We start from the raw sequence: 14,497 nt of genomic DNA on the forward strand, positions 1-14,497 counted from the left end.
GGTTTCCAGCCGCTATGCGACCGAGCAGCAGATCGGCGCGGCCGTGGCGCTGCTGGCTTTCAAGGAACGGCAGGCGGGCAGGCCCGATCCGACCGAACACCTGCGAGAGCTTCCTCCGCTCGAAGAGCTGGACCGGCTGTTCGGCCGGGAAGGCGTGTCGCGATGGGTGCGATCCCGGGTGGCCCCCGGCATCCTCTATTCGCGCAGCGGCCTGCGCGATGAAGGGTTCGACATCGTGCTCCAGCATATTCGGGAAGGCGGATCGCGCGATGGAATGTGGCGCACGGTCGCCCGCCTCCTGCGCTTCGGCGAACCCGCCAGGGCAATCGCGCTGGCAACCACCCTGGCGACGAATTGAGAAACGGGTGACTCGCGCGACCCCCACCGAAACCCCTGAACCGGTCGAGCGGGAACCGGCGGCGATGAGCGTGCGCGGCGCGGCCGTATGGGCGATGGCGGGCCAATACATATCCTTCGGGGTCCAGTTCGCGGCTTCCGTCATCATATCGCGCTATTTCCTGACCCCGGCCGAAGTGGGCCTGTTCTCCATCAGCCTGGCCGCAGCGCTGCTGGTGGCCGTGCTGCAGGACTTCGGCCTGTCGCGCTATATTTCCGGCCTGCCGGTGCTGAACCGCGAGGAAATCGCGCGATGCAGCTCGGTCGCCTTCCTCTTCTCCCTCATCATCGCCTCGATCATCGCCATCACGAGCTGGCCGATGGCAAAGCTCTATGGCCAGCCGGCGCTGGCGCCGATTCTCCTCGTGGTCGCCGGCAGCTATCTCTTCGTCCCGCTTTCGGTAGTGCCCCTGGCCCTGATGGCCCGCACCATGCAGTTCCGCGGCCACTTCGCCGTGAATGTCGGCGGCGCGGTCGCGCAAGGCGGGGTGGCCGTTGCCCTGGCGGCGGCGGGCTATTCCTCCTTCGCGCTGGCCTGGGCGATGATCGCCGCCTCGCTCGCGCGGGGATTGATCGCCCAGGCGCTGCGCCCTTGCCTGCCCTTGCCGCTCCGGCTCGACGGCCTGGGGCAAGTGATCAATTTCGGCGCGCGGACCAGCGTGCTCTATGTGACCGGCGCGCTCGGCACCCGCACCCCGGACCTCATCGTCGGCAAGCTGCTGGGCCTGTTCGCGGTGGGCCTCTACAGCCGGGCGGTCAGCCTGTCGGATCAGTTCCGCACCTTGATCTCGGGCGCTATCGGAAGCGTCTTCTTTCCGGCCTTTGCCCGCATTCGCGACCGGGGAGAGCCGCTCGGCCCGGCTTATCTGCGGGTATGCGCGGGCTACTCGGCGGTGATCTGGCCGGGCATGGCCGGCCTCGCGCTGGCATCCGAACCGATCATCCGCATTCTCTACGGTGAGGTCTGGATCGAGACCGCGCCGCTGCTGGCCATGATCGCGGTGACCGAGATCATGCTGATTGCCCTGCCGCTGGTCAGCGAATTGCCGATCGTCGTCGGCAAGCTCAACCGGCTGATCGCGCTCAACCTGCTGGATACCGCGCTCTCGATCATCCTGCTGGCGATCGGTTGCCTGTGGGGCGTGGAGGGAGCGGCCGCTTCCCGGCTGGTCTACGGCGTGCTGTGGCTGTGCATCTACGTCCGCTTCATGCATGGCGTGGTGCAGTTCGATGCGCGCGCCCTGCTGCGGATCTATGCGAAAAGCGGGCTGGCGACAGCAAGCGCGCTGATCCCGCTCGCGCTGACATATCTGCTGTGGGCATCCCCGTCGCAGATCGGCTTCGGCGCGCTGGCCGCATCGGTCATCGCCGGGGCATTCACCTGGTTCGGCGCGCTGATCCTGCTGCGCCATCCGGCGCTGAACGAGTTCCTGGCCATTGCCGCCACCCTGCCGCTCGGCCGCTTCCTGCGCCTCCCCGCCACCGCGCCCCGTTGAAAGATTACCGGAACAGATGACCGCGATCGCCGCCCTTTCACCCTGCGCCATTGCTCCCGAATCCCATATCCGGCGCGATTCCCCGCGCCCGCCCGAACTGCGCAACACGGCCTATGCCGAGCAATATGACTGGGATACCCTGTTCTATGACGTGTATCGCGTGGGCCGGCATATCGTGTTTCAAGGCCCGCCCTTCTTCAACCTGCTCGATCCGCTGAAGCAAAGCCCGGCGCTGCGCGGCAAGTTCCGCTGGCCATGGCGCAGGGCCGAGCATGTCGGACGCGACAAGCGGGGCGAGATCTGGCTTCGCGAGGAAAGCGACCGCATCCTGCTCGACAACCCGCTCGGCCGTTTCGACCTCGAGGTCCAGCCCAATCTCTCGCACCTGTTCGCGGGCTGCCGGGTGATCCACACCCTTTCCAGGAACAACGCGATCCGCTGGATCGTGGACTGGATCGGCTTCTACGTGGCCGAGCATAAGGCCGACGGGGTATTGATCTACGACAACGCCTCCACCGATTACTCCGCGGAAGAATTGCAGGGCGAATTGCGCAGCGCATTTCCCGCAATCGCAATTCACGTCGTCCACTGGCCGTTCAAATACGGGCCGCAAGGCGGGCTGGCGGGCGCGGTCAACGGGCAGGAAACGCCGTGGGATTCCGATTTCTGCCAGACCGGCTCGCTCCAGCACGCGCGTTTCCGCTTCCTGCTGGAAGCGCGCAGCGTGCTGAACGCCGACATCGACGAGCTGGTGCTGTCGAGCTGCGGCAGGTCGATCTTCGCGGCGACCGAAGAATCGCGCGCGCGCTTCATCAAGTTTCCGGGCGCATGGATCTGCACCGCGGGGCCAAGGCCGGTTTCCGCCAGGGATTGCCGCCATGCGGACTTCACCTTCCGCGACCGGCGGGAGCAGGAAATATGCCCGCCAAAATGGTGCATCGTGCCCGATCCGCGCCGGGCGAAACGCGAGAGCTGGTCCGTCCACAATCTGTTCGGCTCGAAATACAATCGCACATTGTCCGGGGAATTCGAATATCGTCACATCAAGGGCATTTCGAACAACTGGAAATACGACCGCTGGGAAGAGGCCGCCTTCGACAGCGACCGCTTCCAGCAGGACAAGGCGCTGGCAGACAGCCTGATCCGGGCCGGATTGCTGGCGGCCTGACCGGCCGCCGCTTCCAATGGCGCGCACATCCCACCTTCCGGTTTGGCGCCCGCATCCCTAAATGGCAGGGATGTCCCCCGATACGACAGACGGAAAGAATGCCGGCGGCGAAGACGGCTGGCGCGCCTTGCGGCGCTTCTTCCCCTATCTCTGGCCCGAAGGAAATCCCGCTCTCAAGCAGCGAATAATCGGAGCCATCATGCTGGTGCTGGCGGGCAAGGCCGTGATGCTCGCCCTGCCCTTCGCCTACAAGCGGGCGGTCGACACGATGACCACCGCCAGCAACGAGGCGATGATGGTCGCGCTGGCGCTGGTGCTCGCCTACGCGCTGGGCCGCTTCACTTCGGTCGCTTTCGACAATCTGCGCAACATGGTGTTCGAGCGGGTCGGCCAGGATGCCGCGCGCGCGCTGGCGGAAGACGTGTTCGCCCGGTTGCACAGCCTCAGCCTGCGCTTCCATCTCGCCCGCCGCACCGGCGAAGTGACCAAGGTGATCGAACGCGGAACCAAGAGCATCGACGTCATGCTCTACTTCCTGCTGTTCAATATTGCCCCGACCGTCGTGGAGCTGATCGCGGTCGCGGTGATCTTCTACCTGCAGTTCGGCTGGGGCCTTGTCCTGGCGACTGGCGTGGCGGTGGTCGCCTATGCCCTGGCCACCCGCTGGATCACCGAATGGCGCACCGCGCTGCGGGTCCGGATGAACGAGCTGGACGGGCAGGCGCTGTCCCACGCCGTCGATTCTCTGCTGAATTACGAAACCGTCAAATATTTCGGAGCCGAACGGCGCGAGGAGGAACGCTATGGGCAGGCGGCCCGCGCCTATGCCGAGGCCGCCGTCAAGAGCGAGAACAGCCTCGGCCTGCTCAATGTCGTGCAGGCGCTGATCGTCAATCTGCTGATGGCGGGCGCGATGGGCTATACGGTATGGGGCTGGTCCCAGGGCAGGCTGACCGTGGGCGACCTCGTCTTCGTCAACACCTACCTGATCCAGCTGTTCCGGCCGCTGGACATGCTCGGCATGGTCTACCGCACCGTCCGCCAAGGGCTGATCGACATGACCGAAATGTTCCGGCTGATCGACACCCAGATCGAGATTGCCGATGCGCCGGGCGCGCCGGCGCTGCTGATAAGGCGCCCGGCCGTTGTCTTCGACGATGTAGTGTTCGGCTATGAGCCGGACCGGACGATATTGCACGGGCTGAGCTTCGAGGTCCCGGCTGGCACCCATGTCGCCATCGTCGGCCCCTCGGGCGCGGGCAAGTCGACTATCGGCCGCCTGCTGTTCCGCTTCTACGATCCGTGGTCCGGCCGCATCCTGATCGATGGGCAGGACATTGCCCAAGTCACGCAGGCCAGCTTGCGGGCGGCGATCGGCATTGTCCCGCAGGACAGCGTGCTGTTCAACGACACGATCGGCTACAACATCGCCTATGGCCGTGACGGTGCGAGCGAGGAAGACGTCATCGCCGCCGCCCGGGGTGCCGCGATCCTGCCTTTCATCCAGAGCCTGCCGGATGGCTTTTCCACGCAGGTTGGGGAGCGCGGGCTCAAATTGTCGGGCGGGGAAAAGCAACGCATCGCGATTGCTCGCACGCTGGTGAAGAATCCCGCGATCCTGCTGCTGGACGAAGCGACCAGCGCGCTCGACACCAGAACCGAGCAGGAAATTCTCGCCACGCTCCATCGAGTCTCGAAGGACCGGACCAGCATCTCCATCGCCCACCGCCTCTCGACCATTGCCGACGCCGACCGCATTCTGGTGCTGGACAAGGGGCGCCTGGCGGAAAGCGGAACCCATGGCGAACTGCTGCGCCATGACGGCCTCTATGCCGAAATGTGGACACGCCAGGCCAGCGAACAGCCGGATGCCGAAGCGATGCATGAGACGGCGGCCTGAGCAAGGCTTGCCCGCACCGCCGCTACGGCTAAAAGACCATCACGCCCCTGATCCCGATCCGGAGATATTGAAGCATGAAGACCCGCGCCGCCGTTGCATTCGAAGCGAAGAAGCCGCTCGAGATCGTCGAACTGGATCTGGAAGGGCCGAAGGCGGGCGAGGTACTGGTGGAGATCATGGCGACGGGAATCTGCCACACCGACGCCTACACGCTGGACGGCTTCGATTCGGAAGGAATCTTCCCCTCGATCCTCGGCCATGAAGGCGCGGGCATCGTGCGCGAGGTGGGCGCGGGCGTGACCAGCGTGGCGCCGGGCGACCATGTGATCCCGCTCTACACTCCGGAATGCCGGCAATGTAAGTCCTGCCTTTCCGGCAAGACCAACCTGTGCACCGCGATCCGCGCGACCCAGGGCAAGGGGCTGATGCCGGACGGCACCACGCGCTTTTCCTACAAGGGGCAGCCGATCTATCATTACATGGGCTGCTCGACCTTCTCCAACTTCACCGTGCTGCCGGAAATCGCGGTGGCGAAGATCCGGGAGGACGCGCCGTTCCAGACCAGCTGCTATGTCGGCTGCGGCGTGACCACCGGGGTCGGGGCCGTGGTCAACACCGCCAAGGTCCAGGTCGGGGAGAAGGTCGTCGTCTTCGGCCTGGGCGGCATCGGGCTGAATGTGATCCAGGGTGCGAAGATGGTGGGCGCGGATGTGATCGTCGGCGTCGATCTCAACCCCGACCGGGAGGAATGGGGCCGCAAGTTCGGCATGACTCACTTCATCAACGGCGCGGGCAAGAGCCGCGACGACGTGATCGCCGAAGTGCTGCAACTGACCGACGGCGGCGCGGACTACAGCTTCGACGCCACCGGCAACACCGAAGTGATGCGCACCGCGCTGGAATGCTGCCACCGCGGCTGGGGCGAATCGATCATCATCGGCGTGGCCGAAGCGGGCAAGGAGATCAGCACCCGCCCGTTCCAGCTGGTCACCGGCCGGGTGTGGAAGGGCACCGCGTTCGGCGGGGCCAAGGGCCGCACCGATGTGCCGAAGATCGTGGACTGGTACATGAACGGCAAGATCCAGATCGACCCGATGATTACCCATGTCCTGACGCTGGAAGAGATCAACAAGGGCTTCGACTTGATGCATGCGGGTGAGAGCATCCGCAGCGTCGTGGTCTACTGAATTTCAACCGAGGAGAGAGTGCAATGTATTCCCATATGATGGTCGGTTCCAATGACTTGAGCCGGTCGAGAAAATTCTACGACGCAGTGTTCGGCGCGCTGGGCGCCAATGCCGGGATTGAGGACGACAAGGGCCGACTCATCTATATGCATAATGACGGCATCTTCCTGGTGACCAAGCCCATCGACGGCAATTCCGCGACCCATGCCAACGGCGGCACGATCGGCTTTGCCATGTCGAACCCCGAGCAGGCCAAGGCCTGGCACGATGCGGGCGTGGCCAATGGCGGCAAGTCGATCGAAGATCCGCCGGGCATCCGCGAAGGCGGCTTCGGCACGCTCTATCTCGCCTATCTGCGCGACCCGGACGGCAACAAGCTCTGCGCGCTGCACCGCGTGGCCTGAAGGCATCCGGTGACAATCGAGACAATCAGCACGAACCGCAGCCACGGCGGGGAGCAGGGCGTTTACACCCACTCCTCCGCCGTGACCGGCACGCCGATGACCTTCTCGGTCTTCGTGCCCGACCATGCGCCGGGCTCGCGGCTGCCGGTGCTGTGGTATCTTTCCGGACTCACCTGCACCCACGCCAATGTCACCGAGAAGGGCGAGTATCGCCGGACCTGCGCCGAGCATGGCATCATCTTCGTCGCGCCGGACACCTCTCCGCGCGGAAACGAGGTGCCGGATGACGAGGCTTACGATTTCGGCAAGGGCGCGGGCTTCTATGTGGACGCCACGCAGGAACCGTGGGCAACCAGCTTCCGGATGCGCGGCTATATCGAGCGGGAATTGCCCGAGCTGATCGCCGCAAGTTTCCCGGCGGACATGGCGCGGCAGGGCATCACCGGCCATTCGATGGGCGGGCACGGGGCGCTTACCATCAGCCTGCGCAACCCCGGCCGCTTCCGTTCCACCAGCGCCTTCGCGCCCATCGTCAGCCCGCTGAACTGCCCCTGGGGCATCAAGGCGCTGACCGGCTATATCGGGCCGGATCGCGCGGCCTGGCGCGAATATGACGCCTGCGCGCTGATCGAGGACGGCGCGCGCCTGCCTGACCTGCTGGTCGACCAGGGCACGGCGGACAATTTTCTGGAAGAACAGCTCAAGACCGCGCTGCTGGCCGATGCCTGCGATCAGGCGGGCATTCCCGCGACCATCCGGATGCAGGACGGCTACGACCACTCCTATTACTTCATCTCCAGCTTCATGGTGGACCACGTCGCCTGGCACGCGGAACGGCTCAAGCGCTGAGGGGCATGGAAACGCTTGCCCTCGAAACCGCCGGCCCGGTCGCAAGGCTCAGCCTCGACCGGCCGGATCAGCGCAATGCGATGTCGGCCCTTCTCGTGGCGGAACTGGGCGAGTGCCTTCAGCAGCTTGAAGGCGATGCTCGAATACGCGCGATCGTCCTGTCCGGCTCCGGCCGGGGGTTTTGCGCCGGAAGCGACCTTTCGGAACTGGCCGCGATGGACGCCGCCGGGCGCGAGGCGTTCGAGGCCGAATCCGGCCGCCTCGCCCGGCTGATCTGGAATCTGGAAACCCCGGTGATCGCCGCCGTGACCGGCTTCGCGATAGGCGGCGGCTTCACCCTTGCCACCTCCTGCGACATCGTCGTCACCGCGCCCGATGCCAAGTGGTCGCTGCCGGAAGTGCCGATCGGCCTGTTCCCGGCCTGGGGCATCGATTCCGTCGTGCTGCGCGCCGGGCAGGCGCGGGCGCGGCGGCTGTGCTGGGGGATCGACATCCTCGACGGACAACAGGCGGTCGAGGCGGGGCTCGCGGACGAACTGGCGGACGACCCCATCGCGGCGGCGCATGAACTGGCGCAAAAGCTGGCCGCCCTGCCCCCCGAATCCGCCCCAGCGGTCAAGCGCTACTTCGCTCCGGCCGGGCCGGCGGCGGCAAGCGACGCTGCGGCCAATCGCCATTTCCTGCAATGCTGCGACACCGCCGAAGCCGCCGCCAGCTTCATCCGCTACGGCAAGAGCCGGTAGCCGCGCCGCGGATCAGAGGATGTAGCGGCTGAGGTCGCTATCGCTGGCCAGCCCGGCCAGCTTCTCGCGGACATAGGCTTCATCCACCGTCACGGTCGCGCCGCGCCGGTCCTCCGCATCGAAGCTCACTTCCTCCAGCAGCTTCTCCATCACGGTCTGCAGGCGCCGGGCGCCGATATTCTCGACCGTCTCATTCACCTGCGCGGCGATGGAGGCGATCTCGCGGATCGCGTCATCCGTGAAATCGAGCGTCACGCCCTCCGTCTCGATCAGAGCCTTGTATTGCTGGACCAGATTGGCGCGGGTATCCGAAAGGATCGCCACGAAATCATCCCGGGTGAGCGCCTGCAGCTCCACCCGGATCGGCAGGCGGCCCTGCAGTTCCGGCAGCATGTCGGACGGCTTGGCGACGTGGAACGCGCCGCTGGCGATGAACAGCACATGGTCCGTCTTCATCGGCCCGTATTTGGTGGAAACCGTGGTGCCTTCGATCAGCGGCAGCAGATCGCGCTGCACCCCTTCCCGGCTGACCGACCCGCCGCGCACGTCGGAAACCGCGATCTTGTCGATCTCGTCCAGAAAGACGATGCCATTGGTTTCCGCATTCTGCAGCGCGACCCGGGCCACGTCGTCCTGATCCATGCGCTTCTCGGATTCCTCGTCGACCAGCTTGTCCCACGCATCCGGCACCTTGAGCTTGCGCCGCTTGGTCGGCGCGCGGCCGAACGCCTTGCCCATCATGTCGGACAGGTTGATCATGCCCACCCCGCCGCCGAGGCCGGGTATCTCCATCGGCATGGACGGCGTGTCCTCGACCTCCACCTCGACCTCGACATCGTTCATCGCGTTCTGGACAATGCGCTGGCGGAAGCTCTCGCGGGTGGCTTCGGACGCGCTCTCGCCGCACAGGGCATTGAGCAGCCGTTCCATCGCCGCGTGCGAGGCCGCCTCGCGAACCGCATCGCGGCGGCGGTCCTTTTCCAGCCGGATCGCTTCTTCGGCCAGATCGCGCGCGATCTGCTCGACATCGCGGCCGACATAGCCGACCTCGGTGAACTTGGTCGCCTCCACCTTCACGAAGGGCGCTTCGGCCAGCTTCGCCAGGCGGCGGCTGATCTCGGTCTTGCCGCAGCCGGTCGGCCCGATCATCAGGATGTTCTTGGGCGTCACCTCATCGCGCAATTCGGGGGACAGGCGCTGGCGGCGCCAGCGGTTGCGCAGGGCCACCGCCACCGCGCGCTTGGCTTCGGCCTGGCCGATGATGTGCTCGTCCAGCGCGGCGACGATCGCCTTGGGAGTCAGATTGTCGTTCATGAGGCTCAAATGGTTTCGACCGTCACGCGGTCATTGGTGAACACACAGATGTCGGCGGCGACGGCCATGGCGCGGCGCGCGATGGTTTCCGCATCCTCTTCATAGTCCGAAACGGCGCGCGCGGCGGCCAGGGCGTAATTCCCGCCCGATCCGATCGCGGCGATCCCCGCTTCCGGCTCCAGCACATCGCCATTGCCGGTCAGCACCAGCATCGTCTCCGCATCGGCGACGATCATCAGCGCTTCCAGATTGCGGAGATATTTGTCGGTCCGCCAGTCCTTGGCGAGTTCCACCGCGGCGCGCATGAGCTGGCCGCTATATTGCTCCAGCTTGCGCTCCAGCCGCTCGAACAGGGTGAAGGCGTCCGCCGTGGCCCCGGCGAACCCGGCGATCACCTTGCCCTCGCCGATCCGCCGGACCTTGCGGGCATTGGGCTTCATCACCGTATTGCCCATGGAAACCTGGCCATCGCCGGCGATGACGGTCTTGCCGCCCTTCTTGACGCCGATGATGGTGGTGCCGTGCCACTCGATCAGGCCGTGGCTTGCCCTGCTGTCATTCATGCCGGCGATATGGGAGGGCCAAAGCGCTGGTTCAAGCAGGGGGGGTTCAAGCAGGCGGGGATCAAGCGGGCATCAGCTGCCGCCGGGGGCCGCGCCCGCGCCCACCGCGCCGATATTCCCGAACAGATCCTCGAAGAAGGAACGCTCCCTGCCCAGCGTCGGGGTCTTCTTCCCATCCGGGCTGAGCCTGGCGAGCCGTTCCATCCCCGAAGTTTCGGTGGAGATCACCTTGCCCGCCGAATCGAAATTGACGGTGAAGACCGAATGCTCCTTGATCTTGGGAGAACTGAAGGGCCTGCGACTCGTCGTGCTCGACACATAATACCAGCTCTGCTGGCCATACTGGCTGGCGAAGGTCGGACGGCCCAGCGTGGCTTCCACCGATTTCATGTTATCGAGGCCGGGCTGGACCGATTGCAGGAGCACATCTTCCGCGAGATAGCCGCGCTTGTCCTTGATCGCCTGGCAACCGCCCGCCAATACGGCCAGCGCGAGCAGCGCCCCGGACCCCATCAGCTTCATCGCTGTCATTCGCTGCATCTCCGCTTTGTCCCGTCATGGGCGATTGCCTTGGCAGCCATCGCCCCTATATCGGCGTGAGCCTTAAGCACCATTGCCGGTCTGTGCAATGGCGCGTGGACGCGGCAGGTTTAATTGCCGCTGAATGCAGGAGCCTCCGGTCCTTCCCTATGTCGGTATTGTCACGCCTTTTCCGTCCCCGGCCCAATCCTCGCGATGCGCTTCGCCCGCTTTGGCACCGTGTCGTGGAAATCGCGCGCGAGAAGGAATGGTATGCCCGGCACCGGGTGGCCGACACGGTCGCGGGCCGCTTCGACATGATTACCGCCGTGCTTTCCATGGTGCTGGTGCGGATGGAATCGGACCCCGATCTGGTGGCGCCTTCGGTCTATCTGACGGAGCTGTTCGTGGAGGACATGGACGGCCAGCTGCGCGAAGCGGGCGTGGGCGATGTGGTGGTGGGCAAGCATATCGGCCGCCAGATGTCCGTGCTGGGCGGGCGGCTCGGCGCCTATCGCGAGGGGCTGGAGCAAGGCGATGGCGTGCTTTCCGAAGCCGTGTCGCGCAATATCAGCCTGCTGGAACCGTCCGATTCCGCCGCCCTTGCCGCCGCATTGCGCAAACTGGCGCAGGACATCGCCGCGACCGATCCGCAAGAGCTTCTCGCGGGGAACATCGCACGGTGAGCCAGCCCGAATTCTCCCGCCCGGTCGATCGCGAGCGGATCGGCGACGGCGCCCGCCGGATCGAAGCCGACGCGCGGGAACGCGAAGCGCTGGCCCGGCGGTTCGGCCTCGTGTCGATCGCGAAGCTGGAAGCCGATCTCTCCCTCTCCGTGGAAGGGACCGTGATCGGCGCGGCCGGGCGGATGCGCGCCGACATCGTCCAGAGCTGCGCGGTATCCGGGGAAGACCTGCCGGTCCATATCGACGAGCCGGTCGCCCTGCGCTTCGTGCCCGAGGCGTCGCGTCAGCCGGACGAGGAAGTGGAGCTTTCCGAAGAGGATTGCGACGAGATCGAATATTCCGGAACCCAGTTCGACCTGGGCGAAGCCATCGCGCAAAGCCTGGTCCTGGCGATCGATCCCTTCGCCACCGGCCCGGATGCGGATCGGGTCCGCAAGGAAAAGGGCCTGCTGGACGAAGCCGCGAGCGGCCCCTTCGCCGCCCTCGCCGCCCTGAAGAAGCGCGACTGAAGGGCCAGACCCGCCTCGAGGCACGCTGCTTCCCGCCACCCGGAACGCTCGCCGCCATGCCATTGCCCACACCACAGGAAAATACGCCAGGGGGCCTGTAAGCCGGGTTCTGTATCGCGGCTCGTTTCCTTGCGGACGTAGCGCGCGATGGCGACCATTCATCTCGGCGGCATGTCGCCATGCCGCTCCAGCAACCAACCCGGGCGGCCCGGTTCGAAACCAACCTGCCCGCTTGCGCGGGCGCGCCGCCCCTATTCGGTCTTGCTCCGGGTGGGGTTTGCCATGCCGCTCCTGTTGCCAGTCGCGCGGTGCGCCCTTGCCGCACCCTTTCACCCTTGCCTGTGCCCGCAATCCGGAGATCGTGGGCCATCGGCGGTCTGCTCTCTGTGGCACTTTCCCTGGGTCCGGCCCCGAAAAGCCTCGCCCGGCGGGCGTTACCCGCCACCCTCGTTTCGTGGAGCCCGGACTTTCCTCGACCTCCGACCCGCTCATCCGAGCCTGTCGAAGGGCGCGGCCGCCCGGCCCCCTGGCGCGGCCTATCTAGCGTGGCCGCGATCCCGTTCCAAGAGCAGCTTGAACAATATCGCGCCAAGCTCCCCGTCGATCTCGCCGTCGATCCGCGCTGGACGCCACCGCCGCTGGAATGCCGCCACCGCCGCGCGGCCGTTGGAAACGTCGTATCCGAACCGTTCCAGCCCCAGCAGGAAGGCCCCGTCATTGGGAAACGGCGCGCCCAGCGCGATGCAGGGCACGGGCAAGGCGAGGCGAACGCGGGCCAGCCGTTCCCACTCGAACAATTCGCCCGGGTCCTCCTTGCGCGCCGGGGCGATGTCGGAATGGCCCACCACATTGGCGCGCGGAATATCGTGGCGCTTCACGATAGCGCCCAGCAGCGGGATCAGGGAATCCATCTGCGCCCCGGTGAAGGGGCGGTATCCCCATTCATGCCCCGGATTGACCAGCTCGATGCCGATGCTTGCGGAGTTCACGTCGGTCACGCCGCGCCAGTAGGACTTGCCCGCATGCCAGGCGCGCTTCGCCTCGTCGACCAGGCGATGGACGGTGCCGTCCTCGTCGATCATGTAATGGGCGGAAACCTCGGCCGCCGGATCGCACATCCGCTCCAGCGCCTCGGCGGCGGTGCGCATCCCGGTGTAATGCAGCACCACCATCGAAATCGGCAGGGCGCGTTCGTTCCAGTTGGGGGACGGCGTCTCGCGATGCACCAGCTCGTCCATCGCCCGGCTCCGTCAGCCCTGCGGCAGCACCGCGCCCATCACTAGCGCTTCGGGGGTGAGCGCATACTGGATGCCCCCGCCGGATTGGCTCGCCAGCAGGTGAATCATATGGGCGGCGGCGGTGCGGCTGGACAATTCCTGCGTCGGCATCGAACCATCCAGCGCCTGCCCGATCGCGGGATCGAACGCGATCTTCGGCCCGGCCGCGCGCACCACGATCTCGCATGCGCCGCCATGCAGTTCTGCCCCGATGTCGAGCGTTCCGCCGCGCACCAGCGCATCCATGCCGATCTGGGCGAGATTGAGCAGCACCTTCACCGCCGGCTTGGGCAGCGCTTCCGCCGCGAGGCCCCAGTTCACCGCGATCCGGTCGTTCCCCGCGACCAGCGCGTCGATCAGCGCGCGCGGCTCCTCGGTGGGAACGAACTCGCCGAAACCGCCGGCGGCGCCGAAGGCAAGACGGAAGAACTTGAGCTTGTCCGCCGAAATCCGGGCGCTCTGCTCCAGCAGCTCGAAGCAGCGCTGGCGCATTTCCGGGTTTTTTTCCTCCGTCAGTAGCTCAAGCCCGTTGGACAGAGCGCCGACCGGGCTCAGCAGGTCATGGCACAAGCGCGAGCACAGCAAGCTGGCAAGATCGATGGAAGATGTGGTCATATTCAGTTTACGCCCGGTTTCCTGCCAAAGTTGACAAGGTTGACACTGTCCAGGGCAAAATCCCGATGCTCCGGTTCCGCAGGGGAACGAGGTGGAACCGCCGCTGCATGATGGATGCCCATGGCGCCGCCTTAACCATCTACGAGCCTGTAGGAAAGCGGTTCGAAACGATTGGCGGCATCCCGCCAGAATCGCACCTCGCCACCCGCCACCACCGCCCAGACCCGCCCGTCATGCGCCGCCATCTCGCGATCCGTGGCGGATGGCCGGGCCGCGCCGGCGGGGTGGGAATGGTAATAGCCCACGACCTGCGCCCCGCCTTCGCGTGCGGCGCGCTGTGCATCGATCAGGACGCGCGGATCGATCTCGAAACGGCGCTCCGGCTCGGCCGCCACATTCGGGGCGGCCACGGCGCGCGCGATACGCAATCTCCCGTCCCGCTCATGGCCCATCAGCAGGCCGCACGCCTCCTCTGGAGCTACGCGAGCAGCTTCACTCAAAAGATCAGTCAGCACAGTTGGCGAAATATGGATTTCCGTTCGCCCTGAGCTTGTCGAAGGGCAGCTCTTGCTTTTCGCCAGGCGCGAAATCCCGTCCCAGTCTCCTCTGATCAAGGCTAGTTTCTTCTTGCGGGACCATCCCTTGATCTGCCTTTCGGCTTCCAGCGCTTCCATTCGGGTCGGGAATTCCTGGGACCACACTAATTCGACCGGAAGCAATCCACGCGTAAAGCCGGTCATATGTCCGCTCTGATGCTCCCCCAACCGGCGTTCGAGATCATCGGTGTGACCGGTATAAAACACTCCGCCACGGCAATGGAGCATGTAAGCCCAAAACGACATGCAAATGGGCTAATCGAAGGACTGCCCTT

16 protein-coding genes, 1 other RNA gene and 1 pseudogene (1 of these 18 cut by a window edge) are annotated in these 14,497 nt (G+C 65.6%); 10 read left to right on the plus strand and 8 right to left on the minus strand.

Going from position 1 to position 14,497, the window contains the following annotated elements; genetic code table 11:
- The 8 genes from U8326_RS09700 to U8326_RS09735 all read left to right on the plus strand — a co-directional run.
- Positions 1-358, plus strand: partial view of a glycosyltransferase family 2 protein gene (locus tag U8326_RS09700; protein WP_324740000.1) — the final stretch only. 635 nt of this gene lie to the left of the window's left edge; 358 of the gene's 993 nt are visible here — the last part of the coding sequence; its start codon lies off the left edge, out of view; it ends in the stop codon at positions 356-358.
- Between the two features lie 7 nt (positions 359-365).
- A complete protein-coding gene (locus U8326_RS09705) occupies positions 366-1,892 on the plus strand; it encodes an oligosaccharide flippase family protein (RefSeq protein ID WP_324740001.1) in 1,527 nt (508 codons plus the stop codon).
- Between the two features lie 16 nt (positions 1,893-1,908).
- Entirely contained in the window at positions 1,909-3,060 is a 1,152-nt protein-coding gene (locus tag U8326_RS09710) for a hypothetical protein (protein WP_324740002.1), read from the plus strand.
- Between the two features lie 70 nt (positions 3,061-3,130).
- On the plus strand, positions 3,131-4,960 hold the full coding sequence (locus U8326_RS09715) for an ABC transporter ATP-binding protein/permease (RefSeq protein WP_324743574.1): 1,830 nt from the start codon (positions 3,131-3,133) through the stop codon (positions 4,958-4,960).
- A gap of 74 nt (positions 4,961-5,034) precedes the next feature.
- A complete protein-coding gene (locus tag U8326_RS09720) occupies positions 5,035-6,147 on the plus strand; it encodes an S-(hydroxymethyl)glutathione dehydrogenase/class III alcohol dehydrogenase (RefSeq protein WP_324740003.1) in 1,113 nt (370 codons plus the stop codon).
- A gap of 23 nt (positions 6,148-6,170) precedes the next feature.
- On the plus strand, positions 6,171-6,551 hold the full coding sequence (locus U8326_RS09725) for a VOC family protein (RefSeq protein ID WP_324740004.1): 381 nt from the start codon (positions 6,171-6,173) through the stop codon (positions 6,549-6,551).
- 9 nt (positions 6,552-6,560) lie between these two features.
- A complete protein-coding gene (fghA, locus tag U8326_RS09730; RefSeq protein ID WP_324740005.1) occupies positions 6,561-7,400 on the plus strand; it encodes an S-formylglutathione hydrolase in 840 nt (279 codons plus the stop codon).
- 5 nt (positions 7,401-7,405) lie between these two features.
- A complete protein-coding gene (locus U8326_RS09735) occupies positions 7,406-8,143 on the plus strand; it encodes an enoyl-CoA hydratase/isomerase family protein (RefSeq protein ID WP_324740006.1) in 738 nt (245 codons plus the stop codon).
- 12 nt (positions 8,144-8,155) lie between these two features.
- On the opposite strand, the gene hslU is transcribed toward U8326_RS09735, so the two are convergent.
- The 3 genes from hslU to U8326_RS09750 form a co-directional block, all read right to left on the minus strand.
- Positions 8,156-9,457 (minus strand): ATP-dependent protease ATPase subunit HslU, encoded by a 1,302-nt coding sequence (gene hslU / locus U8326_RS09740; RefSeq protein WP_324740007.1) that lies wholly within the window; start codon positions 9,455-9,457, stop codon positions 8,156-8,158.
- A gap of 5 nt (positions 9,458-9,462) precedes the next feature.
- Positions 9,463-10,020 (minus strand): ATP-dependent protease subunit HslV, encoded by a 558-nt coding sequence (hslV, locus tag U8326_RS09745; protein WP_324740009.1) that lies wholly within the window; start codon positions 10,018-10,020, stop codon positions 9,463-9,465.
- Between the two features lie 72 nt (positions 10,021-10,092).
- Positions 10,093-10,551 carry an outer membrane protein assembly factor BamE gene (locus U8326_RS09750; RefSeq protein ID WP_324740011.1) on the minus strand — a complete coding sequence of 153 codons (459 nt, stop codon included), beginning with the start codon at positions 10,549-10,551 and terminating at the stop codon, positions 10,093-10,095.
- Positions 10,552-10,709: 158 nt separating this feature from the next.
- On the opposite strand from U8326_RS09750, the gene U8326_RS09755 reads away from it, so the two are divergent.
- Complete coding sequence (locus U8326_RS09755; RefSeq protein WP_324740013.1) at positions 10,710-11,225, plus strand: ubiquinol-cytochrome C chaperone family protein; 516 nt, start codon at positions 10,710-10,712, stop codon at positions 11,223-11,225.
- On the plus strand, positions 11,222-11,734 hold the full coding sequence (locus tag U8326_RS09760) for a DUF177 domain-containing protein (RefSeq protein WP_324740015.1): 513 nt from the start codon (positions 11,222-11,224) through the stop codon (positions 11,732-11,734). The genes U8326_RS09755 and U8326_RS09760 overlap by 4 nt, the downstream gene beginning before the upstream one ends.
- 82 nt (positions 11,735-11,816) lie before the next feature.
- Here U8326_RS09760 and rnpB read toward each other — a convergent pair.
- From rnpB to U8326_RS09785, 5 genes and pseudogenes are all read right to left on the minus strand, one after another.
- Positions 11,817-12,264: RNase P RNA component class A (gene rnpB, locus U8326_RS09765), an RNA gene on the minus strand.
- Positions 12,265-12,270: 6 nt separating this feature from the next.
- Positions 12,271-12,972 (minus strand): N-acetylmuramoyl-L-alanine amidase, encoded by a 702-nt coding sequence (locus U8326_RS09770; protein ID WP_324740017.1) that lies wholly within the window; start codon positions 12,970-12,972, stop codon positions 12,271-12,273.
- A gap of 12 nt (positions 12,973-12,984) precedes the next feature.
- The gene (locus U8326_RS09775; RefSeq protein ID WP_324740019.1) at positions 12,985-13,626 is read right to left on the minus strand and encodes a histidine phosphotransferase family protein; all 642 of its coding nucleotides are present in this window, start codon (positions 13,624-13,626) and stop codon (positions 12,985-12,987) included.
- Between the two features lie 131 nt (positions 13,627-13,757).
- On the minus strand, positions 13,758-14,240 hold the full coding sequence (locus U8326_RS09780; RefSeq protein ID WP_416385529.1) for a Mov34/MPN/PAD-1 family protein: 483 nt from the start codon (positions 14,238-14,240) through the stop codon (positions 13,758-13,760).
- Between the two features lie 18 nt (positions 14,241-14,258).
- Positions 14,259-14,468, minus strand: a pseudogene (locus tag U8326_RS09785) (GIY-YIG nuclease family protein); the annotation flags it as partial.
- Positions 14,469-14,497: the final 29 nt, after the last annotated feature.

The sequence above is a fragment of the Tsuneonella sp. CC-YZS046 genome (assembly GCF_035581365.1).
Classification (GTDB): domain Bacteria; phylum Pseudomonadota; class Alphaproteobacteria; order Sphingomonadales; family Sphingomonadaceae; genus JAWKXU01.

Coding starts and splice junctions, on each gene's coding strand:
- U8326_RS09710 (WP_324740002.1), top strand. CDS start 1,909: ATGACCGCGATCGCCGCCCTTTCACCCTGCGCCATTGCTCCCGAATCC.
- hslU (WP_324740007.1), bottom strand. CDS start 9,457: ATGAACGACAATCTGACTCCCAAGGCGATCGTCGCCGCGCTGGACGAG.
- U8326_RS09775 (WP_324740019.1), bottom strand. CDS start 13,626: ATGACCACATCTTCCATCGATCTTGCCAGCTTGCTGTGCTCGCGCTTG.
- hslV (WP_324740009.1), bottom strand. CDS start 10,020: ATGAATGACAGCAGGGCAAGCCACGGCCTGATCGAGTGGCACGGCACC.
- U8326_RS09725 (WP_324740004.1), top strand. CDS start 6,171: ATGTATTCCCATATGATGGTCGGTTCCAATGACTTGAGCCGGTCGAGA.
- U8326_RS09755 (WP_324740013.1), top strand. CDS start 10,710: ATGTCGGTATTGTCACGCCTTTTCCGTCCCCGGCCCAATCCTCGCGAT.
- U8326_RS09750 (WP_324740011.1), bottom strand. CDS start 10,551: ATGACAGCGATGAAGCTGATGGGGTCCGGGGCGCTGCTCGCGCTGGCC.
- U8326_RS09715 (WP_324743574.1), top strand. CDS start 3,131: ATGTCCCCCGATACGACAGACGGAAAGAATGCCGGCGGCGAAGACGGC.
- U8326_RS09770 (WP_324740017.1), bottom strand. CDS start 12,972: ATGGACGAGCTGGTGCATCGCGAGACGCCGTCCCCCAACTGGAACGAA.
- U8326_RS09720 (WP_324740003.1), top strand. CDS start 5,035: ATGAAGACCCGCGCCGCCGTTGCATTCGAAGCGAAGAAGCCGCTCGAG.
- U8326_RS09735 (WP_324740006.1), top strand. CDS start 7,406: ATGGAAACGCTTGCCCTCGAAACCGCCGGCCCGGTCGCAAGGCTCAGC.